General features: G+C 35.9%; 24 protein-coding genes. 2 read left to right on the top strand and 22 right to left on the bottom strand.

The window, feature by feature from the left end; translation table 11 throughout:
• Positions 1-3: 3 nt before the first annotated feature.
• Positions 4-1,248: a tyrosine--tRNA ligase gene (tyrS, locus tag EKM63_RS00530; RefSeq protein WP_125702651.1), complete on the bottom strand. Its 1,245-nt coding sequence runs from the start codon at positions 1,246-1,248 to the stop codon at positions 4-6.
• Positions 1,249-1,657: 409 nt separating this feature from the next.
• Between tyrS and EKM63_RS00525 the strand changes: the two genes are divergently transcribed.
• Positions 1,658-2,248, top strand: a complete 591-nt coding sequence (locus tag EKM63_RS00525) for a histidine phosphatase family protein (protein ID WP_125702649.1) — start codon at positions 1,658-1,660, stop codon at positions 2,246-2,248.
• Between the two features lie 48 nt (positions 2,249-2,296).
• Here EKM63_RS00525 and sufB read toward each other — a convergent pair whose 3' ends face one another.
• From sufB to rpsO, 12 genes are all read right to left on the bottom strand, one after another.
• Positions 2,297-3,739 carry a Fe-S cluster assembly protein SufB gene (sufB, locus tag EKM63_RS00520; protein ID WP_125702647.1) on the bottom strand — a complete coding sequence of 481 codons (1,443 nt, stop codon included), beginning with the start codon at positions 3,737-3,739 and terminating at the stop codon, positions 2,297-2,299.
• A gap of 30 nt (positions 3,740-3,769) precedes the next feature.
• Positions 3,770-4,198, bottom strand: a complete 429-nt coding sequence (gene sufU, locus EKM63_RS00515; RefSeq protein ID WP_125702645.1) for a Fe-S cluster assembly sulfur transfer protein SufU — start codon at positions 4,196-4,198, stop codon at positions 3,770-3,772.
• On the bottom strand, positions 4,185-5,423 hold the full coding sequence (locus tag EKM63_RS00510; RefSeq protein ID WP_125702642.1) for a cysteine desulfurase: 1,239 nt from the start codon (positions 5,421-5,423) through the stop codon (positions 4,185-4,187). Before EKM63_RS00510 ends, sufU begins: the two co-directional genes overlap by 14 nt.
• A complete protein-coding gene (gene sufD / locus EKM63_RS00505) occupies positions 5,407-6,696 on the bottom strand; it encodes a Fe-S cluster assembly protein SufD (RefSeq protein ID WP_125702640.1) in 1,290 nt (429 codons plus the stop codon). Before sufD ends, EKM63_RS00510 begins: the two co-directional genes overlap by 17 nt.
• Before the next feature lie 10 nt (positions 6,697-6,706).
• Positions 6,707-7,501 (bottom strand): Fe-S cluster assembly ATPase SufC, encoded by a 795-nt coding sequence (gene sufC / locus EKM63_RS00500; protein ID WP_125702638.1) that lies wholly within the window; start codon positions 7,499-7,501, stop codon positions 6,707-6,709.
• Between the two features lie 191 nt (positions 7,502-7,692).
• Positions 7,693-8,277, bottom strand: a complete 585-nt coding sequence (gene yihA, locus EKM63_RS00495) for a ribosome biogenesis GTP-binding protein YihA/YsxC (RefSeq protein WP_125702636.1) — start codon at positions 8,275-8,277, stop codon at positions 7,693-7,695.
• 54 nt (positions 8,278-8,331) lie between these two features.
• Positions 8,332-9,579, bottom strand: a complete 1,248-nt coding sequence (gene clpX / locus EKM63_RS00490) for an ATP-dependent Clp protease ATP-binding subunit ClpX (protein WP_125702634.1) — start codon at positions 9,577-9,579, stop codon at positions 8,332-8,334.
• 116 nt (positions 9,580-9,695) lie between these two features.
• Positions 9,696-10,982: a trigger factor gene (gene tig / locus EKM63_RS00485; RefSeq protein ID WP_125702632.1), complete on the bottom strand. Its 1,287-nt coding sequence runs from the start codon at positions 10,980-10,982 to the stop codon at positions 9,696-9,698.
• 163 nt (positions 10,983-11,145) lie between these two features.
• Positions 11,146-12,336 carry an elongation factor Tu gene (tuf, locus tag EKM63_RS00480; RefSeq protein WP_125702630.1) on the bottom strand — a complete coding sequence of 397 codons (1,191 nt, stop codon included), beginning with the start codon at positions 12,334-12,336 and terminating at the stop codon, positions 11,146-11,148.
• Between the two features lie 205 nt (positions 12,337-12,541).
• Positions 12,542-13,492: a tetratricopeptide repeat protein gene (locus tag EKM63_RS00475; protein ID WP_125702628.1), complete on the bottom strand. Its 951-nt coding sequence runs from the start codon at positions 13,490-13,492 to the stop codon at positions 12,542-12,544.
• Between the two features lie 39 nt (positions 13,493-13,531).
• Positions 13,532-15,229, bottom strand: coding sequence for a ribonuclease J (locus tag EKM63_RS00470; RefSeq protein ID WP_125702626.1), 1,698 nt, complete (start codon positions 15,227-15,229; stop codon positions 13,532-13,534).
• Between the two features lie 185 nt (positions 15,230-15,414).
• Positions 15,415-15,684, bottom strand: coding sequence for a 30S ribosomal protein S15 (rpsO, locus tag EKM63_RS00465; protein WP_125702624.1), 270 nt, complete (start codon positions 15,682-15,684; stop codon positions 15,415-15,417).
• Positions 15,685-15,899: 215 nt separating this feature from the next.
• Between rpsO and rpsT the strand changes: the two genes are divergently transcribed.
• Positions 15,900-16,148 (top strand): 30S ribosomal protein S20, encoded by a 249-nt coding sequence (gene rpsT / locus EKM63_RS00460; RefSeq protein ID WP_125702622.1) that lies wholly within the window; start codon positions 15,900-15,902, stop codon positions 16,146-16,148.
• Between the two features lie 82 nt (positions 16,149-16,230).
• Here rpsT and holA read toward each other — a convergent pair whose 3' ends face one another.
• The 9 genes from holA to typA all read right to left on the bottom strand — a co-directional run bounded on the left by holA (position 16,231) and on the right by typA (position 25,701).
• Positions 16,231-17,244 (bottom strand): DNA polymerase III subunit delta, encoded by a 1,014-nt coding sequence (gene holA, locus EKM63_RS00455; RefSeq protein ID WP_125702620.1) that lies wholly within the window; start codon positions 17,242-17,244, stop codon positions 16,231-16,233.
• Positions 17,231-19,261, bottom strand: a complete 2,031-nt coding sequence (locus tag EKM63_RS00450) for a DNA internalization-related competence protein ComEC/Rec2 (protein ID WP_164504873.1) — start codon at positions 19,259-19,261, stop codon at positions 17,231-17,233. The genes holA and EKM63_RS00450 overlap by 14 nt, the downstream gene beginning before the upstream one ends.
• Before the next feature lie 227 nt (positions 19,262-19,488).
• The gene (locus EKM63_RS00445) at positions 19,489-20,112 is read right to left on the bottom strand and encodes a helix-hairpin-helix domain-containing protein (RefSeq protein ID WP_125702616.1); all 624 of its coding nucleotides are present in this window, start codon (positions 20,110-20,112) and stop codon (positions 19,489-19,491) included.
• A 57-nt stretch (positions 20,113-20,169) separates the two neighbouring features.
• On the bottom strand, positions 20,170-21,210 hold the full coding sequence (locus EKM63_RS00440) for a SepM family pheromone-processing serine protease (RefSeq protein WP_125702614.1): 1,041 nt from the start codon (positions 21,208-21,210) through the stop codon (positions 20,170-20,172).
• A gap of 3 nt (positions 21,211-21,213) precedes the next feature.
• Entirely contained in the window at positions 21,214-21,708 is a 495-nt protein-coding gene (coaD, locus tag EKM63_RS00435) for a pantetheine-phosphate adenylyltransferase (RefSeq protein WP_125702611.1), read from the bottom strand.
• A complete protein-coding gene (gene rsmD, locus EKM63_RS00430; protein ID WP_125702609.1) occupies positions 21,708-22,262 on the bottom strand; it encodes a 16S rRNA (guanine(966)-N(2))-methyltransferase RsmD in 555 nt (184 codons plus the stop codon). Before rsmD ends, coaD begins: the two co-directional genes overlap by 1 nt.
• Positions 22,259-22,540 carry a YlbG family protein gene (locus tag EKM63_RS00425; protein ID WP_125702607.1) on the bottom strand — a complete coding sequence of 94 codons (282 nt, stop codon included), beginning with the start codon at positions 22,538-22,540 and terminating at the stop codon, positions 22,259-22,261. The genes rsmD and EKM63_RS00425 overlap by 4 nt, the downstream gene beginning before the upstream one ends.
• A 10-nt stretch (positions 22,541-22,550) precedes the next feature.
• Positions 22,551-23,726 carry an FtsW/RodA/SpoVE family cell cycle protein gene (locus tag EKM63_RS00420; RefSeq protein WP_125702605.1) on the bottom strand — a complete coding sequence of 392 codons (1,176 nt, stop codon included), beginning with the start codon at positions 23,724-23,726 and terminating at the stop codon, positions 22,551-22,553.
• A 109-nt stretch (positions 23,727-23,835) separates the two neighbouring features.
• Positions 23,836-25,701: a translational GTPase TypA gene (gene typA, locus EKM63_RS00415; RefSeq protein ID WP_125702603.1), complete on the bottom strand. Its 1,866-nt coding sequence runs from the start codon at positions 25,699-25,701 to the stop codon at positions 23,836-23,838.
• Between the last annotated feature and the right edge of the window lie 52 nt (positions 25,702-25,753).

Genomic DNA, 25,753 nt, shown 5'->3' with positions numbered 1-25,753 from the left:
GATCTATTTGATTATAGCTAGGAAGTACTTCTTCTTACCGCGTCGAATAACAATATATTTACCGTCAAATGAAGTGCTTGGATCAATATTTAATGTTGTATCTGTTAATCTTTCTCCATTGATTCTGATAGCTCCATTTTGAATATCTTCACGAGCTTGACGTTTCGATTTGTCGACATTTGCTTCAATCAACAAATCAACTAAATTGATTTCTTCGTTGGGAATCTCTGCACTTGGAACACCGTTAAATGCTTGGCTAACTTCATCAGTTGTAAGCTCTTGGATCTCACCTGAGAAAAGAACTTCTGTAATTTTTTCAGCTGTCTTCAAGGCATCCTCACTGTGAACAAATGTAGTAACTTCCTGAGCTAATTTTCTTTGTGCTTCTCTTTTTTCCGGTTGTGATTGTACTTTTTCTGCTAACTCATCAATTTCTTCTTTTGATAAGAAAGTAAATTTCTTGAGTAAATTGATAACATCTTTATCATCCTGATTGAACCAGAATTGATAAAATTCATATGGTGATGTTTTCTCTGGATCTAGCCAAACCGCACCACCAGCGGTTTTACCGAACTTTGTACCATCTGATTTTAGTAACAATGGAATAGTCAATGCATAAACTTCTGCTTCTTGGCCTTCTGCCTTATGAATCAAATCCAAACCAGCAGTTAAGTTACCCCATTGGTCTCCACCACCAACTTGCAATTGAACATTGTGTTGGCGATAAAGTGTCAAGAAATCTAATGATTGTAAAATTTGATAAGTAAATTCTGTAAATGAAATTCCTGTTTCAAGTCTGCTTGAAACAATTTCTTTATTAAGCATTGTGTTGACGTTGAATAATTTTCCATAATCACGAAGGAAATCTAAGATACCGATTTGAGCTGTCCAATCATAATTGTTCACCATTGTAAAACTTGGAAAAATCTTCTTAGCTTGATTACTTAGAGCGTCAACGTTGTGGTTGACTTGGTCCATCGTTTGCATTGGACGTTCAGCTTTTTTACCACTGGGATCACCAATTGATCCAGTTGCTCCACCGATAACGATATAGGGATGGTTGCCAGCTTCCGCAAATCTTTGTAATGTCATGAATGGTAACAAGTGACCAATATGCATTGAGTCGCCAGTTGGATCCATACCACAATAAAGTGAGATATCGTTCTTATCTGTTAAATCTTTTAGACCTTCCTCATCTGATGTTTGATTTACCAATCCACGCCATTTGAGTTCGTCGATAATATTCATGTAAAAAATTCCTCCTAATTGATCGTCCTGGTCATAAAAATGGAATAAAAAAAGAGCATCTCTGCATAATGCAGGGACGCTCTTTGCGCGGTACCACCCAAAATTCAAGTATTTATACTTGCTCTTTATTCCCATAACGCAGGACACGAAACTTTAGTTTAGTATTTCATTAGTTCACCCTGCATGGCTCACACCGACCGCCAATTCTCTTAACACACAGATGAATAACTACTTCAAATAAAACTAAAATTAATTATACATAGAATGTTAGCAGAGAAAAACAATTTTTCAAGTACTTTTCTTAAAATATTTGTAAACAAATTAAAATATTGCGAATGACTTTTTTTAAATTTAAATATCACGTACACTAGTTGTACCAGAAAATAATCGATTAAGGATGACAGATCAAATGACTAAAAACCTATACATAATGAGACATGGCCAAACAATTTTTAATGAACGTGGAAAAATGCAAGGCTGGTCTGATGCTCCTTTGACAGACAAAGGAATTGCTCAAGCAAAAATTGCCGGAAAATATTTTAAAGATAACGATATCCACTTCGATGCCGCTTATTCTTCAAGTTCAGAACGCGCTACTGACACCTTAGAACTAGTAACAGACATGCCATATGAGAGACGCAAAGGTCTCAGAGAAATGTATTTTGGACTTTTTGAAGGTGAAAACAAAGATCTGAATCCATTGAATTCACGTTATGAGCTATTTTATGACGCGTTTGTCCAATATGGAGGAGAAGATATGGTCGATGTTCAAAAACGTGTTACAAAAGAATTAATCGACATTATGAACAACGACAATGACAATGTCCTAGTCGTAAGTCACTATGTTTCAATTCTTGCTTTCACTAACCAATGGTACGATTCAGTGAAAGTACTAAAGAGCGGCTTTACCAATTGCAGTATTATCAAATTCTCATTCGACGACGACAAATTCAAATTAGAAGAAATTATCAACCATGATTACTCAGACTTAGACAAATAAAAACGACTGACAGACGTCAGTCGTTTTTTTGTTTTCTTATAATTAATTTTAACCAACTGTTCCTTCCATTTCGTAGCTGATCAAACGGTTAAGTTCAACGGCATACTCCATTGGAAGTTCCTTGGTAAATGGTTCCACAAATCCCATGATGATCATTTCTGTAGCTTTAGCTTCACTAAGTCCACGACTCATTAGGTAATAAAGCTGCTCTTCTGAAACCTTCGAGACTTTCGCCTCATGTTCCATCGAGACATTACCATTCAAAATTTGATTATATGGAATCGTATCTGAACTTGATTCCTCATCCATGATGATAGTATCACACTCAACGTGGGCTTTTGATCCGTCAGAATTTCTTTCAAAACGAACTGTACCACGATAATCAACTGCTCCACCATCTTTAGAGATGGACTTGGAAACAATTGATGATGATGTGTTCTTAGCATTATGGATCATTCTAGCACCTGCATCTTGATCGACACCTTTACCAGCAACGGCGATAGAAAGCATTGTACCTCTGGCACCTTCACCATCAAGGTAAACACTAGGATATTTCATAGTGATCTTAGAACCTAAGTTACCATCGACCCATTCCATTGTGGCATTTTCCATTGCCTGAGCACGTTTTGTCTCAAGACTGTAAACGTTATTCGACCAGTTTTGAATAGTCGTATAACGCATATAAGCGTCTTTCTCGGCAAATACTTCAACAACAGCAGCATGTAAACTATCTGATGAATAATTTGGAGCAGTACATCCCTCAACATAGTTAACACTTGCGCCTTCATCAACGATGATCAATGTACGTTCAAATTGACCTGAATTTTCAGAATTCAATCTAAAGTATGACTGAATAGGAATATCCAATTTAACGCCCTTTGGAACATAAATGAATGATCCACCAGACCATACGGCACCGTTTAAGGCAGCAAACTTGTTGTCATTAGGATGTACTAACGTACCGAACCATTTTCTGAACAATTCTGGATATTCTCTCAAAGCAGAATCTGTGTCAGTGAAGATGATTCCCAATTTATCAAATTCATCTTTCATGTTGTGATAAACAACTTCTGACTCATATTGTGCAGATGAACCAGCCAAATATTTTCTTTCAGCTTCAGGAACACCTAATTTATCAAAAGTAGTCTTGATTTCTTCAGGAACTTCATCCCAATCACGATATTGTTTATCAGTTGGTTTTTGATAATATCGCATATTATCTAAGTCTAGCTTTGATAGATCTGGTCCAAAGTCAGGCATAGGCATTCTTTTATAAGTTTCATAACAGTTCAAACGAAAATCTAACATCCATTGTGGTTCGCCTTTTTCTTTCGAAATCGTACGAACAACATCCTCTGTCAATCCTCTACCAGTTGTAAAAACTGGTTTGACATCGTCATGAAAACCAAAGTCATAATCTTTATCTAAATCTAACGCTTCGACCGAAGTAGCAGCATCTTCATTATTCTTTGTGTTTTCTGTTTCTGGCATACTTTCACCCTCCTGCTTAGAATTAAAATTTTATTCTTTATTCAATGCTTTATGTAATGCTTTCCAAGCTAAGGTTGCACACTTGATCCGGGCTGGAAATTGCGAAACACCCTTCAAAACAGCTGAATCTTCCAAAATATCTGTATTAGATTTTTCGCCTAATATCATATCTGAAAAAGCTTCGACCATATCCTCTGCTTGATCGACTGTTTTATCCATAACAGCATCAGTCATCATACTGGCTGATGCTTGACTGATAGTACAACCATATCCACTAAAAGCAATATCTGTGATTTTATTATCGTCAACTTTAACATCAAGCTGCAATACATCCCCACAGGTTGGATTTTTCAATTCGATCTCATTGGTCGAATCGTCCAATTTACCATGATGATGTGGATGAGCAGAATGATCCAAAATTACTTGGCGATATAAATTGTCCATTTTAGATAGTGCCATCTTTAAAGAACTCCTTTGTTGCAATAATTGCATCAACTAGTTTATCAGCATCTTCTTTAGTGTTATACAAATAAAAACTGGCTCTGGCAGTCGCTGACAAACCTAGATAAGTCATAAGTGGCTGCGCACAATGATGCCCTGCTCGAACAGCTACACCTTCCATGTCTAATCCTGTTGCTAAATCATGGGGATGTAATCCATTCAGATTAAATGAAATCACACTGGTATGTTTTTTAGGATCACTGGGACCGTAAACAGTGACATCCGGGATCGCTAAAATTTTTGGTAAGACGTAATCAACTAATTCAGACTCATAACTTTGAATCTTATCCATGCCGATTTCGTTTAAATAATCTATCGCTTTGCCAAGTACTATCGCACCTGCAATGTTGGGAGTTCCAGCTTCAAACTTCCAAGGTAGATCCGTCCACGAAGTATCTTGTAGATGGACAAAATTGATCATCTCTCCACCAAAATCAACAGGTGGCATTGCATTTAGCAAGTCTTTCTTGCCATATAACACACCAATTCCAGTTGGTCCTAACATTTTGTGACCAGAAAAGGCCAAAAAATCACAGTCCAGATCCTGAACGTCTACTGGCATATGTGGTACTGATTGCGCACCATCGACAACCATGATGGCACCGTGCTGATGAGCAATTTTAGCTATTTCTTTAACTGGATTTTCAACACCCATGACATTTGAAACATGAGCGATAGAAACAATTTTTGTCTTGTCGGTAATTTGCTTTTTAGCATCTTTCAAGTCGACAAAACCATCATCAGTCAAATCAATATACTTTAATGTCGCATGTTTTTGAATAGCTAACTGTTGCCATGGAACCAAATTACTATGATGTTCAAGGTATGAAATGACAATTTCATCCCCTGCTTCAATGTTTGATTGTCCATAACTGCGGGCAACGATATTCAAGGAATCAGTTGTACCTTTTGTATAAATGATTTCTTCACTTGATTCAGCATTAATGAACTTTTGAATCTTTTCTCTAGCAGCTTCAAATTCTTCAGTCGATCTCTCAGCCAAAGTATGAACGCCGCGATGAACATTCGCGTTATCATTTGAATAAAAGTCGGAAATAGCATCAATAACTGCCTGTGGTTTTTGTGTTGTAGCAGCATTGTCAAGATAAACTAGATCTTCATCGTTGACCTTTTGATCTAATATTGGAAAATCTTTTCTCCAAGGATTACTTTTGTTGTCCATTGACTAATTTCCTCTCGATCATAGCAGTCATTCTATCCCGAACTTCCTTTTCAGGAATTTCAGTAATAACACTGCTTAAGAATCCACGGATAACTAATCTTTGAGCTGTCTTTTCATCGATACCACGACTCATCAAGTAGTACATTTGATCTTCGTTAACACGACCAACACTGGCAGCATGTCCGGCTGTAACATCGTTTTCATCGATCAATAGAATTGGATCGGCATCTCCACGGGCTTTTCTAGAAAGCATCAGAACACGACTCTCTTGTTGTGAATCTGATCCTCTAGCACCTTTAACAATATGACCGACACCGTTGAAAGTAAGTGTTGAAGATTGCAAGATAACACCGTGTTGCAAAATATGACCAATTGAATGTTTTCCATAATTGGTAACTTTTGTATCGATTCCTTGTACTTGGTCAGATGTAGTGATGGCAACGACTTTAGCTTCTGTATGTGAACCTTCACCACGAAGTTCTGTACCGAAATCACCGACGACATGACCATCATTCATGGAACCGATGGCCCAATCAAGACGTGCATCATTGCCAACGTAACCATGACGATTCAAGTATGTTGAAACATTGCTTCCAAATTGATCTAGTGCGGAGAAATGAACATTAGAATTATCCAATGCAACAACTTCAACCACAATATTAGCGATATTAGTTTCTTTGTTGCCGTTGCTCAAATAATTTTCGAGATAAGTTACTTCACTGCCTTCATCTGCAACGACTAAAACATGATGATTATAGTCTTTCTTCTCATCACCATTTTGAATATAAATTGCTTGAATAGCTTCTTCAACTTTTAAATTCTTTGGAATGTATAAGAAGGAACCACCATTCATAAGTGCCAAATTAAGTGCAATTAATTTATTTGAATCAACATTAATAGTTGTATTCAAAAAATATTTTTGAACTAAATCTGGATATTCTTTCAAAGCTGTCCAAATATCTGTAAAAATAACTCCCTTGTCAGCTAATTTATCACTCAATTTTGAAACTACAGTCGTTCCACCATTTTGCACTAATAAATTATCTGTTTCTGGAAGTGTCACGTCTGAAATGTTTTCATCTTCGGCAAACGGTGCTTTAGGACGATCCAAACGCCAACTACGATAGTTGATTTTTTCATATTGAGGTAATGCCAAATCAGCAGATTTGTTTAAAGCATCTTGGCGTAATTCGCTAAACCAGTTTGGCTCTTCATTTTTATTTGCAAAATCAACTACTTGATCAAGATAATTTTCTTTTAAACTAGGTCGCATAATTACCCTCCTATATTTCGTCTGTTAATTTTGCATCGATGTTCAAATCATCACGCAAACCAGCATAACCCTCTTCTTCAAGTTTCTTAGCTAAGTCTGGTCCACCACTCTTGACAATTCTTCCATCCATCATGATATGAACTTGGTCTGGAACGATATAATTCAACAGTCTTTGATAGTGAGTAATGATCAATGAACCAAAATTGTCACCACGCATTGAGTTAACTCCTCGTGATACAACCTTTAGAGCATCGATATCTAGACCTGAATCAATTTCATCAAGGATAGCAAACTTAGGCTCGATCATTAGTAATTGCAAAATTTCATTACGTTTCTTTTCCCCACCGGAGAATCCTTCGTTTAAGTATCTTTCTGACATCTCATCTGTCATATCGAGAATTTCTTGTTTAGCATCTAATTTTTTCATGAATTCCATGATTGGAATTTGATCATCATCAGCTCGGCGAGAATTGATAGCAGCACGCATGAATTCAACATTTGTAACACCAGCAATTTCTTGAGGGTATTGCATAGCTAAAAACAAGCCCGCTCTAGCTCTTTCATCAACAGGCATTTCCAAGATGCTCTTTCCATCAAACAAAATATCCCCTTGTGTAACTTTATATGCTGAGTTACCCATAATAGCTTGAGACAAGGTCGATTTACCAGTACCGTTTGGACCCATGATTGCATGGATCTCGCCAGTACTCATTGTTAGATTGACACCCTTAAGAATTTCTTGTCCCTTACCGTTTTCATCATCTACTACTGAAACATGTAAGTCTTTTACTTCTAATGTGGACATTATATTCCCTCCATCTGATTGATTGATTTCTACACCTAATAGTATCCTCTTTTTTTAAAAATAATAACAATTAAATATAGTTTTTCATTCCTATAGTTATATTATATATTCTTAAAGTGTATGTTTCCAGAAAAATTGAAATCACTTTCATGATATAACAAAAAAGACAGAACATGAACTGTTCTGCCTTTTTATTTCATATGATTTTCGATCCAAGACCAAACTTCATCTTTACCACTCTTAGTTTCTGCACTAAATAGTTGTAATTGATCAGTTTGATTGATCTGCATTGTTTTATTTACTTGACTAATTGTCTTGTTCCATTGATTCTTTTTAACCTTATCCATTTTTGTCGCAACAATCAAAGTTGGAATGTGATAGTAACTAACAAATTGATACATAGAAATATCATCATCACTCGGAGTGTGACGTCCATCGACTAGAATCACGACTCCCTTTAAAGGCTTTCTAGTCGTTAAATATTCTTCGATCATAACTCCAAATTCTTCACGTTGCTTTTTAGAAACTTTCGCAAAACCGTAACCGGGAACATCAACTAAATAAAGTAAGTCTTCTATATTATAAAAATTCAAGGTTTGTGTTTTACCTGGTGTACTTGAAGTTCTAGCAAAACTTTTACGATTGATCAGTGTGTTGATCAGTGATGATTTTCCAACGTTAGAACGACCTAAAAGGGCGATTTCTGGATAACCTTCACCAGGATATTGTTTTGAACTTACAGCACTTAAATTCATCGATACATTATTAACTTGCATAATTCACCTCAGTCTCATCATTCTATCATAAAATGGCAAAAAAAAAGTCGCCACCTAGGCAACCTTTCCATCTTTCAATATCAATTCTGGTTTTTTAATTTTACGAACTGCGTCTTTGGTAACTTTAACAGTCTCAACATCGTCTCTTGTTGGAATTTCGAACATTGTGTCCAACATAGTTTCTTCAACGATAGAACGAAGTCCACGAGCACCGGTATCACGTTCAATTGACATCTTGGCGATTTCATTTAATGCGCCATCTGTAAATTCAAGGTTGATACCATCGATATCCATCAATTCCTTATATTGCTTGATCAAGGCATTCTTAGGCTTAGTCAAGATTTGTACCAAGTCACTTTCAGTAAGCTTCTCAAGAGCAGTAACAATAGGAATACGACCGATAAATTCAGGAATAATACCGAACTTCATCAAGTCTTCTGGAATGATTTGTTGCATGAAACTCTTAGTTTCGTCAAGAGACTCTTGTTGTTCAGCACCAAAACCAATTGTCTTGTCACCTAAACGGTTTTTAACAATTGTTTCGATACCATCAAAGGCACCACCAACAATAAATAGAATGTTAGTAGTATCAATTTGAATAAGTTCTTGTTGTGGATGTTTTCTTCCACCCTGTGGTGGAACACTAGCAACAGTACCTTCTAGAATTTTGAGAAGTGCTTGTTGAACACCTTCACCGGAAACATCACGTGTAATCGAGACATTTTCGCTCTTTTTAGCAATTTTATCAATTTCATCAATATAAACGATTCCGTGTTCAGCTTTTTCAACATCAAAATCAGCATTTTGTAAAAGTTTCAACAAAATGTTTTCAACGTCTTCACCAACATAACCAGCTTCAGTTAATGTTGTAGCATCTGCAATCGCAAATGGAACTTTCAGAATACGAGCCAGAGTTTGAGCTAAGAATGTCTTACCAGAACCAGTAGGTCCGATCAAGGCAATATTACTCTTTTGAAGCTCTGTCTCACCGTCTTTAGAGTGTTCCATCTTATTAATTCTCTTGTAATGGTTATAAACAGCAACTGACAAAGCACGCTTTGCATCAGTTTGGCCAATTACATAATCATCAAGAATTTTTTTGATTTCAACGGGTGTTGGAATGTTTTCAAGATCTAATGGAGTATCTTCTCCAAGCTCCTCATCAATTATCTCTTTACACAGGTCAATACATTCATTACAAATGTAAACACCAGGTCCAGCAACAATTTTCTTGACTTGGTCTTGAGTCTTTCCGCAGAAAGAACAACTAATTGTACCTGTAGTTTCTGTACTATCAAACATTTATACATTCTCCTTCAATAGTTCCAATACTTGAAAAGTCTAGCATTGCCAAGTTGAAAGGTAAAGCATTTAGCCTACAAAAAAATAAGAAGCTTAATAGCCTCTTATTTTTTTAATTATTTTTCAACTGAAGAGTCAACAATTAGTTCAATTGCTTTCTTAGCAGCAATATCATGAGAAAGCATTTCGTCAGTTAAAGCACCTCTAACGGCTTTTTCATCCATATTGTATTCGTCAGCAAGTGACTTAACTTCGTCTTTGATTTCATCATCAGTAGCCTTGATGCCTTCTTTAGCAACAACAGCTTCGATAACTAAGTCAGTTTTAACACGTTCTTCAGCGTCTGATGAGAATTGCTTCTTCAAATCATCTTCTGTTGTACCTGTCATTTGGTAATACAATTTAGGATCGATTCCTTGACGACGTAAGTTAGCCAAGTATTGGTTCATTTGGTTTTCAACTTCTGTGTCGATCATTGCTTGAGGAACTTCATCGATCTTAGCATTCTTAACTGCGCCAGAAATAGCTTCTTCTTGAATGTTTTCTTCTGCAGTTTCTTTCTTTTGATCCTTGATTTCATCATGTAACTTCTTCTTTAGATCATCCAATGTATCAACGTCTTCATCGACATCTTTTGCAAAGTCATCATCTAACTTAGGAAGTTCTTTTGATTTAACTTCATGGATCTTTGTCTTAAAGATTGCATCTTTACCAGCAAGTTCTTTTGCTTGGTAATCTTCTGGGAATGTAACTTTAACGTCAACATCTTCGTCAGCACTGTGGCCGATCAATGAGTCTTCGAATCCAGGAATGAATGAACCAGAACCTAATTCAAGTGAGTAGTTTTGTGCACTACCACCATCAAATTCTTTGCCATCAACTGTACCAACATAGTCAATAACAACTGTGTCGCCCTTTTCAGCTTTTCCATCTTTAAGCACAAGTTCAGCTTGTTGTTTTTGTAAGTCTTCAAGTTTTGATTCGATATCAGCTTTCAAGACGTTACGTTTTTGTTTCTTAACAGCAATACCTGTGTAATCTCCAAGTTCAACTTCTGGTTTAACAGTAATAGTTGCACTGATAGCCCATGGTTGACCTTTTTCCATTGAATCAACAGTAATTTGTGGTTGATCAACAGGATCAACTTTTGTATCATCAACAGCTTGTTGATATGCGACTGGCAATACAGCATTTAAAGCATCTTCATAAAGTGCTTCTTCACCGTACATACGATTGAAAATTTGACGAGGAACTTTACCCTTTCTGAATCCAGGTACGTTCAAACTCTTCTTAACACGGTTAAAGGCAGTATCTAAACCTTTTTTAATAGTGTCTTGGTCAATTTCAAATTTTAATTCACCAGTGTTTTTTTCTTTTTTTGTAAATTTAGCCTTAGCAGACATTTTATCCCTCCGGTATTTCACGATCTCATACTTTGTAATATTACCTTAAAATCGCGCCATTGTAAATATTCTGTATGATTTCTTCGTGTATTTGGGTATTTTACTACAAAAAAAGAGTCGCGACCAAGGTCTCGACTCTTTAAAATTCGTGTTTTAGTAACAATTAGTCCATGATGTCTGTAACAACACCGGCACCAACTGTACGTCCACCTTCACGAACAGTAAATCTAGTACCATTTTCAATGGCAACTGGAGCAATCAAGTCAACTTCAAAAGTAACTTGGTCACCAGGCATAACCATTTCTACACCGTCTGGCAATTCAATAACACCAGTAACGTCAGTAGTATGGAAGTAGAATTGAGGACGATAGTTTGAGAAGAATGGAGTATGACGTCCACCTTCTTCTTTTGTCATGATATAAACTTCACCCTTGAATTTTGTGTGAGTTTTGATTGAACCTGGTTTAGCAAGAACTTGTCCACGTTCGATTTGGTCACGGTTAATACCACGAAGAAGAACACCAACGTTATCTCCGGCTTCACCAAGATCAAGAGTCTTACGGAACATTTCAAGACCAGTAACAGTTGATTTTTCAACTTCTGGCTTCAAACCAACGATTTCAACTTCATCACCGACTTTAACTTCACCACGGTCAATACGACCAGAAGCAACAGTACCACGACCAGTGATTGTAAATACATCTTCAACAGGCATCATAAATGGTTTGTCTGTTTCACGTTTAGGTGTTGGGATATATTCATCAACGATGTCAAGTAGTTCTTCAACATGCTTGATTTCCTCTGGGTCGCCTTCAAGAGCCTTCAAAGCTGATCCACGAACAACAGGAATGTCATCACCAGGATAATCGTATTCTGAAAGTAACTCACGAACTTCCATCTCAACTAAGTCAACTAATTCGTCATCATCAACAAGATCAGTCTTGTTCAAGAATACAACGATGTAGTCAACACCAACTTGGCGAGCAAGCAAGATGTGTTCACGTGTTTGTGGCATAGGACCATCAGTTGCAGCAACAACTAAGATGGCACCATCCATTTGTGCAGCACCAGTGATCATGTTCTTAACGTAATCAGCATGTCCTGGAGCATCAATATGTGCATAGTGACGCTTTTCAGTTTCGTACTCAACATGGGCTGTGTTGATTGTGATCCCACGTTCTTTTTCTTCTGGAGCTTTATCAATATCAGCGTAATCCTCAGCTTTAGCTAAACCTTTGTCAGCCAAAACCTTTGTAATTGCTGCTGTTAAAGTAGTCTTACCGTGGTCAACGTGACCAATTGTCCCAATATTTACATGGGGCTTAGTTCTCTCATAATGTTCTTTTTCTGCCATTACAAAGAATCCTCCTAAAATTTCATTTCATAAGATTAATCCAAAGAAGATGTTCTTTAGATGACTCTTTACTGAAAAATTATACTACTTTCAGAGGCGAAAGCAAACAAATTCACCGCAAATCACCAACTAAAAATATACTCTTTGGATTATACGGGGCGCGGTTTGAATTGTAAACACCCTTTTTGAAAAAAGTTTCATAATTTCATTGTTGAAAAGTATTTATCAATGAATCAAACCGATCTATCCATTTCTCAACGTCTGATAACCCCGGATCGTCACCCACCTGTGACTCATCTAGTAAACCATACCGCAAAAGGAAAACTTTTGTCCACAATTCTGGAGTTTTTATTATCTCCGAACCGAACGGATAGACCAACGCAGCGTACAGAGACAGCTCGCTACGAAGATTTTCCAGTTGAACTTGATTTTCAGAATTTGCGATTAGTTTTTCCAATTCGTCACACATGGATAAATAAACATCCGAAGACATAATAGGCTTTAATCTAGCCGGATTGCAAGTTTTATTTTCACCATAGAACGACATTTTCAATTCTTCATCTATGCCAAGCTTAAAAAGATTTTCAATAACTTCACTTTTTAGCAGCGGATGAAGCAACGGATTTTGTATCAAAAGCTTGGTACAGCTCAAATAATGTTCCTTATCAAACTCCCGAAGGCTTCTGATCAGCTGTATCTGGTCCACAACATTCAATGTGACTATCGAATTGATTTTTTTCACGATAATTTTCATTTTTGGTGTGAAAGATCTACTATGCCTATCCTCTGAGATTTTTACACGCGTTTTAAAATTATCGATAAAGTCATCCTCTATCGTCGAAAGTTTATTTTCAGCGTAAAAATGAATCATCTGATTGGCCAACAGATAATCATTGTTCTCTATTACTATGTCAACGGCCAATTGAGCAGCTTCTGGATCACTTAAATAATAATTAAAATAATCCAAAATTACTGACTCTGCCTGATCTGCATTCTTTTGATTTAACAACGCTGCCGCTAAACCTTGATTAATGGAAAAGGATTGTTTCATTCCATATGCTCTTGAATAAAAATCCACCGCATCTTCCCAATTTCCCTTTTCAAATGCGTCATCAGCCTGCTCTAAAATTTTTTTTAGATTATCTGAATCGTCCATTATTTACCTCGTTATAATAAAAGACCGCACTATGACGGTCTATTTTTTGGATTTTCGATGTCTGTTTTGGTTAACTTCCATAATAACTGGAAGTATTACTGGATGACGATTAGTTTGTTCATACAAGAAGTGGTTCAATTTCTCACGAACTCCCTGTTTCAAATCTGACCAGTCAAAATCTTTACTGTTTTGAAGATAATCAGTAATTTGATTAACGATCAAATCAGAACTTTCACTTAGAAGGTCACGGCTTGTTCTCATATAAACGAAGCCTCTAGCGGTAATTTTAGGCTTTGCAACCACTTTTTTCTTTTTACGGTCAATTGTAGCTACAGCGATAAACACACCGTCCTCGGCCAATAATTCACGATCACGAAGAACGATACTACCAATATCCCCGACACCAATACCATCAATCATAGTATCCCCAGCGTCGACAGCTTTTCCTAAATAAAATTGTCCGTTTTCATAATTCAAAACGTCACCTTTTTTAGTTAAGAAAATATTTTGATAAGGTATACCAGTCTCATGAGCAATCTTGGCATGTGCATCCAATAAACGATATTCACCTTGAACTGGGATCACGTTATTTGGTTTCAACAAGTTGATCATCAATTGTAAGTCTGTCTTGTTAGCATTACCTGATGGATGCATGTCATCACCTAAAGCTTTAACTTCAGCACCAGTACGGTAAATAGCATCTCTAGTCTTTGCAAAAGTTGTATCGAGTGAGTGAGAAGGTGTTGTAGCAATAAATACCAAGTCTCCCTCTTCAATATCAAACTTGGTCTTTGCAGCTGGATTTGCCATCTTTTGAAGCAATTTGATAGGTTCACCCATTCTACCAGTTTCGATAATTACTAGATCTTTTTTGTCGACTTTATCCAAGTCTTTACTTGTAATGATCAATTCTTTGTTATCGACTTCAAGGTAGCCCAATTTCATTGCAGTCTTCAAAATCTTTTCAGCATCTAAACCTGAAAGGTAAACCCGCTTATTTGTTTTGTCAGCGGCATCCAATAATTGTTGCATACGCTGAATGTTTGATGCGACTTGGGCAATAATAATTCGACCATTATGATAACTGAAAGTATCTAAAATATAGTCGTAAATATCTGTTTCGTTTGAGTTCTCAAATGGAGATTCAGCATTTGCGGAATCACTTAATAAAGCGATAACATTCTCGTTACCAATTGCAGCAATTCTTCCTAAATCAGCCTTGTAAAGAGGCAAGGCAGCTTGATCAAATTTGAAATCACCAGTATAGACGATTTCTCCTTCTTGTGTCTTGATAACAGTACCCAATGAATCAGGAACAGAGTGAGTTGTTTTGAAGAAAGAAACAGTTGCTTCGTTAAAGTCGATAGCTGTGTTTTCATCGATAACATGGAAGTTATCAAATTTCTTACTACGACGATCATTTGAACAGACGATTTTTGCTAATTCAATGGTCATTTTCGCACCAAAGACTGGAATGTCATAATCTCCAACTAAGTATGGTAATGCACCAATCGCATCCGCATGACCATGTGACAAGAAGATACCGACAACTTTACTGATGTTTTCTTGAATATAAGTCATATCTGGGACAACGACATCAATTCCATAAAGATCGTTATCAGGATATTGCAAACCAATATCTAAAATATATATTTCATCATTAACTTCGACAGCGTACATGTTTTTACCTGTTTCACGTACACCACTAAGAATCATAATTTTAATTTTTTGACTCATTTTTCATCTCTCATTTCGTAAAAATAGCATAGATCACAATTTAAATTGCGTTTTTTTAAGTCTTTGATCAGACTACTTGAGCTATACCTGAATAACATCTTATCACATTGTAAAGTACAATAAAAACATTACAAAAAAAAAGAGATTCCCGTAGGAATCTCTTTGATTATGTTTATATTTATATATTAACGACGTAGACCTAATGACTTGATGAGTTCACGATAACGTTGAACGTCTTTGTTTCTTAGGTATGAAAGTAAGTTACGACGGTGACCGATCTTCTTCAATAATCCAACGTATGAATGATGATCCTTCTTGTTTACTTTCAAGTGATCGTTTAATGCATTGATGTCATAAGTTAATACGGCAACTTGTACTTCTGGAGAACCTGTATCTCCATCTTTACGTGCATATTTTTTGATGATTTCGTTCTTTTGTTCTTTTGAAATAGCCATTCTATTCACCTTTTCCTATTATATTTAGCCATACTATGCAAAACGTTGGTGACTCGCTAAACAGAGTAATGGTTAACACAGCTATTAACATTACTACATTTAAAAATATTTATCAAGGCTGACTTTTTTTATAAGTATTCATTGCATTGAATGCTCTCGTTGGGTATAATACACGTATTGTGTTTATAACAAACGATAAATCGGAGGTGAAATAAATGCCACAAATTAAATCAGCTATCAAACGCGTAAAGAGTGCCGACAAGGCTAACCTTCGCAACAATGCTCAAAGAAGCGCAATGCGCTCAGCTATCAAAAACTTTGAAACTGTTGCAGCTAACAATGGTGAAAATAAAGATGAATTGTTCAGAGCCGCTGAACGTGCAATCGACATGGCAAAATCAAAGGGATTGATCAAAGCTAACAAAGCTGCCCGCGACAAGTCAAGACTTTCAAAATTAAACTAATCAATCATTAAGCAACTTTAGTTGCTTATTTTTTTTGCTAAAAATTAGGGCCAACCTATTTTAAATATAGGTTGGCCTTTTTTTATGCAAATTTTGCGATGAATAAATCAAAAAGGAGTTCTTTGTCACCCTGGCCTGACTTAACTTGATAATCTAAATTAACAATATCGTGAAACATAAGGCTTAATTTGTCCATTCCGATTTTTCTAGATTGTTGTAAAGACATTTTAACTCGATAAGGATGTATTTTAAGTTGCTTAGCAATAGTAGCTTCAGACAAGCCCTTTTTACTTAGTATTCTCGTCTGGATCAGTGACCTTAATTGTGAGGTCATTATTGCAGTTAATAATATCGGGTCGATTTTTTGCAATAAAAACTGATGATATAGATCTTCGGCATTATATACATCGTTTTTTAAAATACTATTCATCAAATCGAAAACATTGTCATCCAAACTTTGAGGAACAAGTTCATTAACTGCATCAACGTTGATAATTTTTGACTTCAAAGCATATAATTTCAATTTATCCAGTTGATTAAGTGTCTGCGAGTAATTGCCTTTTGTTTTACTGATAAGCATATTCAAAGCATCCCCATTAATGGAATAACCATCTTGACTCAATTCATGTTGAATTGCTTTTGCTAACAAATGACTATCTAACATCCCTGCATCTATCGGAGTTGCCACTTTTTTTAATTGTTTAGTAATCTTCTTTCGGGCATCCAATTTTTCATACGTTGCAAAAATGACTAATATTGTCGTGGGAGTTGGGTTCTTGACATAGTCGATCAAAACTTCTGGGTCCTGATCAACTGTATGCTTTACTTTTTCAGCAGTCATGAAATATGGGTTTTCAGCAAAAACAAGCCGTCTGTCTCCAAAGAACGGTGCTGAGATAGATTCATTGATCAAATCTCCAATTGGTATTTCACTCAAATCAAAACTAGAAAAGTTCATTTCTTGTTCTTCTGGTTGTAAGAGATTCTTGAACGACTTTCTAATGTCCTTAATAAATGCCTGCTCTTGTCCCGTCACCAAATAAACGTTACTAACATTATTCTGCTTTAAGTTTGTTTTTAACTCATTTAGCTTCAATCAATTCACCCTTCAAATATCCTTTTAGCTCTGTATGTTGATCAAATGGAAAGTAATACCAAGTTATCATACCATAATCAGCAGTGTTCACATGTGCAATCTTGTGAGTATCAAATCTATCAATAGTCTCCTTATTAGGATGACCATATCGGTTATTGACCCCGGCTGAAATCAATGCCCATTGTGGACGTATCTCTTCCAATAGTTTGTCTCCACTTGCAGTCTTCGAACCATGATGCCCGGCTTTTAAATAATCAACATGAAAATGATTTGCCGCAATTATTTTATTCTCATTCTCGATATCCAGATCACCAGTAAACAGCCAATTTGTCCCTTTTATATTTGCAAGAATAGTTAAAGAATCACCGTTTTCACCAATACTAGGCTTACTTGGCCATAAGATATTCCAACCTATATTCCCTAAATCAAGGTGATCACCACTTTCTAAAGCTGAAAACTTCACATCTTTATGAGCATTCATGATATCTTTAATTCTCTGATTTGTATTTAATCCACTTCCAAAACTAACTTCATCCACTGGAAATTTAGTCAACAAGGTTTCAAGATTACCAATATGATCAACATCTTTGTGTGAAAGAAAAACTCTATCTATGTGTGTGATTCCCTTAGATTTTAAAACTGGAATAGTACTAGTCTCTACTTGATTCATACTAATTCTTCTCTGCCAGGGTTTAACTGGAAAGGCCAATTTTCCTCCAGTATCGATCAAAACTGTCTTGCGAGTGAGAGGAGTTGTGATTAAAATACTATCTCCTTGTCCAACGTCAATCAACGAGACTGACCCAAACATAGGAACTTTGATCAAGAATACTGAAATGGAAAACACGACAATGAATTCAATTAAAAACTTATCATATATTTTCTTTCGCTCAATAAAGTAAAACGACAGAATTATCATTACAACTACCAGCCAAATAGATATTTGTCCTGTAGTGAATGCAAAACGACTATCCGTGGAAATTAATCCCATCAATGAATACATTTTATCGAACCATCCATTTAACCATAGCCAGAATGAATTGAATTTGTTTACACTAAACAGTGCTAATATTGTGGTCGGCAAAATAATATAAGTAAATATAGGAACAAACACTAAGTTCATTATTAATGTTAACCAACTGAATTGAAATGTATAGAAAGAAATAATTGGGACACTGACAATATTCATTTTGAAAGTAGACGCAATAAATGAACCTGCATTCAAAAAAATGAGAGCTAACGACAAAAGAAAACTCAATTGGCCACCCATTTCAGTCACCGCAAACGGATTAACTAACTCGCATATCAATATCGTGATGGAAAATACATCTAATTTACTAAGTTTGATTTCCAATTTTTTGACAATAATTGCAACCAATGTAAGTACGATAGCTCGCCAAATACCAGTTTTAGATCCCACAAACACACCATAAATTGGCAATATGGTTAACAATATGTACTCTGCAGCTTCTCTGGTAACTTTCAGTAAGGATGTAAACTTCAAAAACATGTTGACCAAAATAAGTATATGTAAGCCAGATAAACTAAATAAATGAATGACTCCTAAGACACTAAGTGTCTTGAAAAAATCAGACTCATCGTTACCAGAGTAGCCTATCAACAAATTTTGGGTATGTATCCTGATCCACTTAGGCAAACTGTCAAGATACTTTATTGAATGTATTCGTAAAACATTTATTTTCTCAAAAATTCCGTGTGGTTCATGCAATGTTGGCATATTAATCTTTGAAAACTTTGCATTATAAAATATCTGCCGATGATTTGAATATAATTTAAAATTATATTCACCAGGATTTCTGGGTCCTTCTATTTTATCAATACTTTTAACAAATACGTCGGCATCGATTGGGTCGGAAATTTTCTTCCAGTACATTGCTTCTTTTTCAGTTGGAATTTTGTATAGAAATTTTACAGTACCCTGCTTTGTCACAGCATCACCAGACAACAAGTCTCCATTAACTTTGATTTTATCCGGAAATATAGTGACTTTGCTCAAATTTTCAATTGTTGCCGAATTTAATAGGCTTTGCTGAACTGTTTCAAATTTAAATGCAAATATGGCTCCTAAAAATAGTACAACAATGAGAATCCTGGTGTTCTTTAAAAAGCAAATACGCAATAAAACAAATACGATCAATATTCCATTTAATAAATTATTACTTGTAAAATACCAAAATGACAGCAAGGTAACCAACATCGCTGGGAAAATCCAGTTATTTCTCATTATACTGTCAATGAATCACGGAGTGTCTCTAAAGTCTTGTCACCTATCCCACTGACCTTTGTTAAATCTTCTAACTGAGCAAAATTTCCATTCTTTTCTCTGAACTCAATAATTTTTTCAGCCTTCTTCGGACCAATACCAGACACTGATTGAAAGTCTTCGACTGCTGCCGTGTTAATGTTTACCTGTGTTTTGGATTTATCACCGGACTGAGAACCAGAATTTGTATTTCCACTAGCAACAGCTGATTTTTCTCCAATGTGTGGAATATAAATTTGCATGGCATCTGTCACTCTTTGAGCTTGATTAACTTGTCTAATATCACCACTTTCAGTTATTCCTCCTGCCATTTTGACAGCATCTAAGACAATAGATCCTTTATTCATCTTAAATACACCTGGATGTTTTACCTCACCTTGAACATCGACCATCATATTCTTGGGTTCATTTTCTTTGCTCTTCATAGGATCCTTTTTTTGAACAACTTCAGTCATGGGTTTAGTTTCAGTTACTTGGCTCTTTTTATTGCCATTCACATTCAAATACATGACTCCCAAAAGCATTACCAAGCACGTAAGAACTACAATTTTATACTCTTTTAGCTTTTCAATAATTTTTTCCATTAAAATCACCTCAAAGTATATTACGCAAAAAAACAACCAGTCTTTCGACTGATTGTTTTATTTTTCTAAATAATTGATTGCATCGTCCAATTTTTTAACTGGAACGATTTTCATCTTTGTATGTATCTTCTTAGCGGCTTGTTTGGCTAAGTTGTAATTATTCACATATGTTGGATCATATTTCTTAATTTCTTTAGTTACAGGGTCATTTGGCGCAAAGAATATGGTTGCTCCTTCGGCAGACGCTGCGTAAACCTTTTTATCGATACCACCGATTGGTCCAACTGTTCCATCTGGGCTTATCGTACCGGTACCAGCAACCGTTCTACCTTTTTTAAGGTTCTTATTAGCTATTTGTGAATACACTTGTAGTGTAAACATCAGACCAGCTGACGGTCCTCCAATTTGGCCAGCATTGATGACAGTTGGTGGAGTACCCTTTGCGACTGTATCATCAGTTAAAGTTATTCCTAACCCATGACGCTTGGTATCTTGCAACTTAACAAGTGTACCTTTAGCCTCTTTTTTCTCGCCATCACGAATGAAGTTAATTTTGACTGTAGCGGTTTTTTTCAACTTTTTCACATAATTAATGAATTGTGTCGAACTATGAAATTTGTATCCATCAATAGCATTAATGGTATCTCCAACTTCCAGCTTCCCTTGGAAATTGGAATTATTAGTAATATCCATTACATAAACACCTTTATACTCTTTGGTGAAAGGTTTATGTGCCTTACTGTAGGCAGCTTGAATCGCACTGTTTGTCGCCGACTTCATATAATACTGTTGAACTTGGAAATATTGTTGCGATGTTTCACCACCCATTAACTCATCCTGAGGAGAAATAGTCTCAAAGTCATTCCCCAATGATTTTAACAAGGTGAAAGGTGTTCCTTTAACTAGTCCAACTGTTGTTAAAAGCAAATCACCTTTCTTCTTGTCGTGTTTGCCATCAACTTTCACATATTGTGAGGTCGGTTCCGCGCTTCCTGGAACTTCCAAATAGTATTTGGTTGGGAACATAAAAAATAGCAATACTACAATAACAATGAATATGGCGCCAATTACTTTATTGCGTGTTTTGTTGAATTTCAATGGCTAGTTTACCTTTCTCAACCGTTTTTTCAATTCTTGGGCTACAAGTTCAGGGACTAATTGAGAAATGTCCCCATCGAATCTTGCAACCTCTTTGATCATTGATGATGAAATATTTGTATAGCGATAATCTGCCAATAAAAATACTGTTTCAATATCATCGTCTAATACTTTATTGATCGTAGCCACTCCGGATTCATAACCAAAATCATCCGAGTTTCTCATTGATCTGACCAGAAAACGTGCATTGTATTTTTTTGCAAGGCCAGTTGTTAGTTGATCCTTACCGTCAATAACAATAACGTTATCCAAATCACTAATTTCATTTTCAATAAAAGACTTCTTTTCTTCATAGTTAAAGAGATAAGTCTTTTTTGTATTGGTCATTGTTGCCACTATTACCTTATCAAATAGCTTTGAAGCTCTCCTAATAATATCCAAATGTCCGTTAGTCACTGGGTCAAAACTGCCTGCGTACAATCCAATTCTTTCTGACATCAATTTCCTCCGTACTGATACAACGCAACCATTGTATCTTTGTAATCCTTCTTTTTGATCAAACTTAAATTATCCATTTCAGATAAATCTACTTCATAATCGGTTTCATCAACAATAACAGCACCCTCATTTAATTGTTGATTTGAAATCATATCTTTAATTAGATTTTCAGTGATCTTCATTCTATATGGTGGGTCCAGAAAAACTAAGTCAAATTTCACTGACTGTTCAGCAAATGATTTTAATGCTTCAGTTGCCGATGATTTTACTACAACAAATTGTTCTTCGTGATGTGTTTTTTCAACGTTCTCATGAATTACATTAATTGCTTTATAGGCTTTATCTACTAAATATGCCTTTTCATAGCCTCGAGAAACTGCTTCAATTCCCAGCGACCCTGTTCCAGCAAAAAGGTCCAAAGCGATTCCACCGTTAAAGTATGGAGTGATCATACTAAACATGGCTTCCTTGACCTTCCCAGAAGTTGGACGAGTGTTTTTTCCAGGAACTGGTTTTAAATTTAGACCACCAAAAGCTCCAGATACGACTTTCATTCTTCTCCACCTTCGGTAAATTTTTCAGCTTTTCTGACATCAGCCAAATCATAATGTTCATCAAGTTCCTTACGATGTGCCAAAGATATTCTTTTAACATATTTTTTAGTCGTAAGTTCTTTTTTGACATCAGCCAATCTGCTGGTATTGACATAAAGCATTACATATTTCATTTTGGGTGAACTATAGTAAATAGTCCCATAATGTTGTAACTTCTTTTTCCATTTCATGGAATAGAGCCAAACATAAAGTGCTTGACGTTCTACTTTTTTAAACATTAAATCACCTTTATTTTTCGATTGAATCAAACTTTGCTGTCGCCTCCAAATTGAGTACGATACCTAATGCTGCGGATAAGACCAATATACTTGAACCACCATAACTAATAAATGGCAATGTAACACCGGTCAAAGGAATATATCCTAATAATCCACCAACATTTAAAATGATTTGTGACATGAGCATTGTAGCAATTCCATACAAAACTAATGAATTATATGTACTTTTTGAGCGTAATCCTACAAGGACGATTCTCAAAACTATCATGGCCAATAAGCAAAGAATGATCAATACTCCAAAAACACCTAATTCTTCACTGATGATAGATAAAATGAAATCGGTATGAGGTTCTGGTAAATAACCTCTTTTTTGAATACTGTTTCCTAAACCTACTCCAAAGAATCCACCGTTACTGATGGCATAGAATGAATTTACGATCTGTGCCCCAGACGTCCTCTCTAATTCGAATGGATGTTGCATGGCCAAAAATCGTTGATACTGATAATTATGAATAAAGAATCCTGGTTTTGCTGTAAATAGGAACACTAATGCAGCAGTAACCATAGCTATTAATGAACCATCGAGTTTCCAAATTAAATTGGAAGGTATAGTAGATGCTGAAATCAACACCAAACTCAACACAATTAAAATTAAAGCTCCACCAAAATCAGGTTGAACTACGACCATTATTATCATGGTCAAAATGAAAATCAACGGTACCTTGTTAGCTTGCCATAAACTTCTAAATCCGTCGATGTCATTCATTTTATTTTGTTTTATCGCCAATACTAAGGCTAAATACATTATCAAAACAAGTTTGGCTAATTCTAGTGGCTGAAAATTTATTAACCCCAAATTGATCCATGCAGAAGCACCATTAATATTACTGCTTGGATTAATTCTTGCCCTTATTACCAAAAACAGTAATGAAAACCAAGTTATACCACCAAGAAGACTTAAGAGACCTCTTCCCTTTAATACTTTTGCCTTGAGCATATAAACAATAAAACAGATAAAAGCACCCAGCAAAGCATATAAAGTCTGCTTCAAAAGATATTGTGTGGTGCTACCACCTTGCATCATATTATTATAAAAACTGGCAGAATAGACCATAACGATACCGATCCCTAAAAGAATCACATAAGGAACGACGATCCAAAGGTCAATTAGCTTTAATTTTTTCACATTTAAACTCCCAAAATCTAATACTAAGATTATACCACCAATCAAAATCTCGTTACTACACAATTGGGTATAAAAAAAAGAGGTCAAGATTTCTCTTGTCCTCTTTGAATTAAGCTTTTTTAGACATTTTACGTTGTTTGTCATACTTCTTACGTTCATTTGTATCAAGAATCTTCTTACGAAGACGTACATTCTTAGGTGTTACTTCACATAGTTCATCTTCATTCAAGAATTCGATAGATTGTTCTAGTGACATAGCCTTAGGTGTCTTGATAGCAGCAGCATGATCTTTACCTGAAGCACGAGTATTTGTAAGGTTCTTACCTTTAGTAACTGTAACAGCGATATCTTGATCACGGCTACTTTCACCAACGATCATTCCCTCATAAACATCAACTTGTGCACCGATAAATAATTGACCACGATCTTCAACTGATTGCAAACTATAAGTTGTTGATTGACCTTGGTTGATTGAAACTAGGGCACCAGATCTTCTACCTGGTTCCCAGTTCTTAACAACTGGTTTGTATTCTTCGTATGTATGGTTCATGATACCGTAACCACCAGTCATTGAAAGGAATTCTGTTGAAAATCCGATCAATCCACGTGAAGGTGCTGAGAAGATCAAACGAGTTTGACCATTACCAGTACTTTCCATGTTCTTCATGTCACCTTTTCTTTGTGACATTGCATCGATAACTGAACCAACGTATTGGTCAGGTGTATCAATTGTAACTTCCTCAAATGGTTCGCTATTAACGCCATCAACATTCTTGTAGATAACTTCTGGACGAGAAAGTTGTAGTTCAAATCCTTCACGTCTCATTTCTTCAACAAGGATTGACAAGTGAAGTTCACCACGTCCAGAAACCATCCAAGCACCAGCTTGATCAGTATCTTCAACTTTAAGTGAAACATCAGTATGTAATTGTCTTCTTAAACGTTCGTCGATCTTTCTAGCAGTAACTTCTGTACCCTCACGACCAGCGAAAGGTGAGTTATTTTGTAGGAACATCATTTGTAGTGTTGGTTCATCAATACGAAGCAATGGTAGAGCTTCTTCATGATTAACTGGACATACAGTTTCACCAACATAGATATCTTCCATACCAGAAACAGCAATAAGGTCTCCGGCTTTAGCTTCTTGGACTTCAACACGATCAAGACCCATGAAACCAAATATCTTCGTTACACGGAAGTTCTTGGTTGATCCATCGAGCTTCATAACAGTAACGTTATCACCGATTTTGATAGTTCCACGGAATACACGTCCAATACCAATACGACCAACATAATCGTTGTAATCAAGTAAGGCAACTTGGAATTGTAAAGGTTCGTCTGAATTATCAATAGGAGCTGGAATAGTCTTAAGGATAGTATCAAACAATGGATTCATAGTATGTTCTTGCTTTGCAGGATCAGAATCATAACTTGATGTTCCATTGATAGCTGAAGCATAAATAACTGGGAAGTCTAGTTGTGAATCGTCAGCACCTAATTCGATGAACAATTCAAGAACTTCGTCAACAACTTCTTCAGGACGAGCACCTGGTCTATCAATTTTGTTAATAACAACGATTGGTGTTAAATGTTGTTCCAAAGCTTTCTTCAAAACAAAACGTGTTTGAGGCATTGTTCCTTCATAAGCATCAACAACTAATAGGACACCATCAACCATCTTCATGATACGTTCAACTTCACCACCGAAATCGGCGTGTCCTGGAGTATCCAAAATGTTGATCTTCTTACCGTCATAATCAACAGCAGTATTCTTAGAAAGGATTGTGATTCCACGTTCCTTTTCGATTGCATTAGTATCCATGGCACGATCTTGGATTTGGTAATGTTCATCTAATGTATCTGATTGTTTTAGCATTTCATTAACTAGGGTTGTTTTACCGTGGTCAACGTGGGCGATAATCGCAATGTTTCTAATATCTTCTCTTCTTTTAGTCAAGTTATTTCTTCCTTCCATAAATGACAATAATCATCACTTGCAATAAAAAAACTGTGATTGTAATTCACAG

The organism is Companilactobacillus mishanensis, assembly GCF_003946505.1.
Lineage (GTDB): Bacteria > Bacillota > Bacilli > Lactobacillales > Lactobacillaceae > Companilactobacillus > Companilactobacillus mishanensis.
This window is presented reverse-complemented; position numbering and strand designations above follow the sequence as displayed.

Bases quoted from the DNA above. Each gene is read 5' to 3' on its own strand.
- rpsO (WP_125702624.1), bottom strand. From the start codon at position 15,684: ATGGCTATTTCAAAAGAACAAAAGAACGAAATCATCAAAAAATATGCA.
- EKM63_RS00470 (WP_125702626.1), bottom strand. From the start codon at position 15,229: ATGAGTCAAAAAATTAAAATTATGATTCTTAGTGGTGTACGTGAAACA.
- clpX (WP_125702634.1), bottom strand. From the start codon at position 9,579: ATGTTTGATAGTACAGAAACTACAGGTACAATTAGTTGTTCTTTCTGC.
- rsmD (WP_125702609.1), bottom strand. From the start codon at position 22,262: ATGAAAGTCGTATCTGGAGCTTTTGGTGGTCTAAATTTAAAACCAGTT.
- rpsT (WP_125702622.1), top strand. From the start codon at position 15,900: ATGCCACAAATTAAATCAGCTATCAAACGCGTAAAGAGTGCCGACAAG.
- yihA (WP_125702636.1), bottom strand. From the start codon at position 8,277: ATGCAAGTTAATAATGTATCGATGAATTTAAGTGCTGTAAGTTCAAAA.
- EKM63_RS00445 (WP_125702616.1), bottom strand. From the start codon at position 20,112: ATGGAAAAAATTATTGAAAAGCTAAAAGAGTATAAAATTGTAGTTCTT.
- tig (WP_125702632.1), bottom strand. From the start codon at position 10,982: ATGTCTGCTAAGGCTAAATTTACAAAAAAAGAAAAAAACACTGGTGAA.
- typA (WP_125702603.1), bottom strand. From the start codon at position 25,701: ATGGAAGGAAGAAATAACTTGACTAAAAGAAGAGAAGATATTAGAAAC.
- EKM63_RS00510 (WP_125702642.1), bottom strand. From the start codon at position 5,423: ATGGACAACAAAAGTAATCCTTGGAGAAAAGATTTTCCAATATTAGAT.
- sufB (WP_125702647.1), bottom strand. From the start codon at position 3,739: ATGCCAGAAACAGAAAACACAAAGAATAATGAAGATGCTGCTACTTCG.
- sufD (WP_125702640.1), bottom strand. From the start codon at position 6,696: ATGCGACCTAGTTTAAAAGAAAATTATCTTGATCAAGTAGTTGATTTT.
- sufC (WP_125702638.1), bottom strand. From the start codon at position 7,501: ATGTCCACATTAGAAGTAAAAGACTTACATGTTTCAGTAGTAGATGAT.
- tyrS (WP_125702651.1), bottom strand. From the start codon at position 1,248: ATGAATATTATCGACGAACTCAAATGGCGTGGATTGGTAAATCAAACA.
- EKM63_RS00525 (WP_125702649.1), top strand. From the start codon at position 1,658: ATGACTAAAAACCTATACATAATGAGACATGGCCAAACAATTTTTAAT.
- EKM63_RS00425 (WP_125702607.1), bottom strand. From the start codon at position 22,540: ATGTTTAAAAAAGTAGAACGTCAAGCACTTTATGTTTGGCTCTATTCC.
- tuf (WP_125702630.1), bottom strand. From the start codon at position 12,336: ATGGCAGAAAAAGAACATTATGAGAGAACTAAGCCCCATGTAAATATT.
- coaD (WP_125702611.1), bottom strand. From the start codon at position 21,708: ATGTCAGAAAGAATTGGATTGTACGCAGGCAGTTTTGACCCAGTGACT.
- EKM63_RS00475 (WP_125702628.1), bottom strand. From the start codon at position 13,492: ATGGACGATTCAGATAATCTAAAAAAAATTTTAGAGCAGGCTGATGAC.
- sufU (WP_125702645.1), bottom strand. From the start codon at position 4,198: ATGGCACTATCTAAAATGGACAATTTATATCGCCAAGTAATTTTGGAT.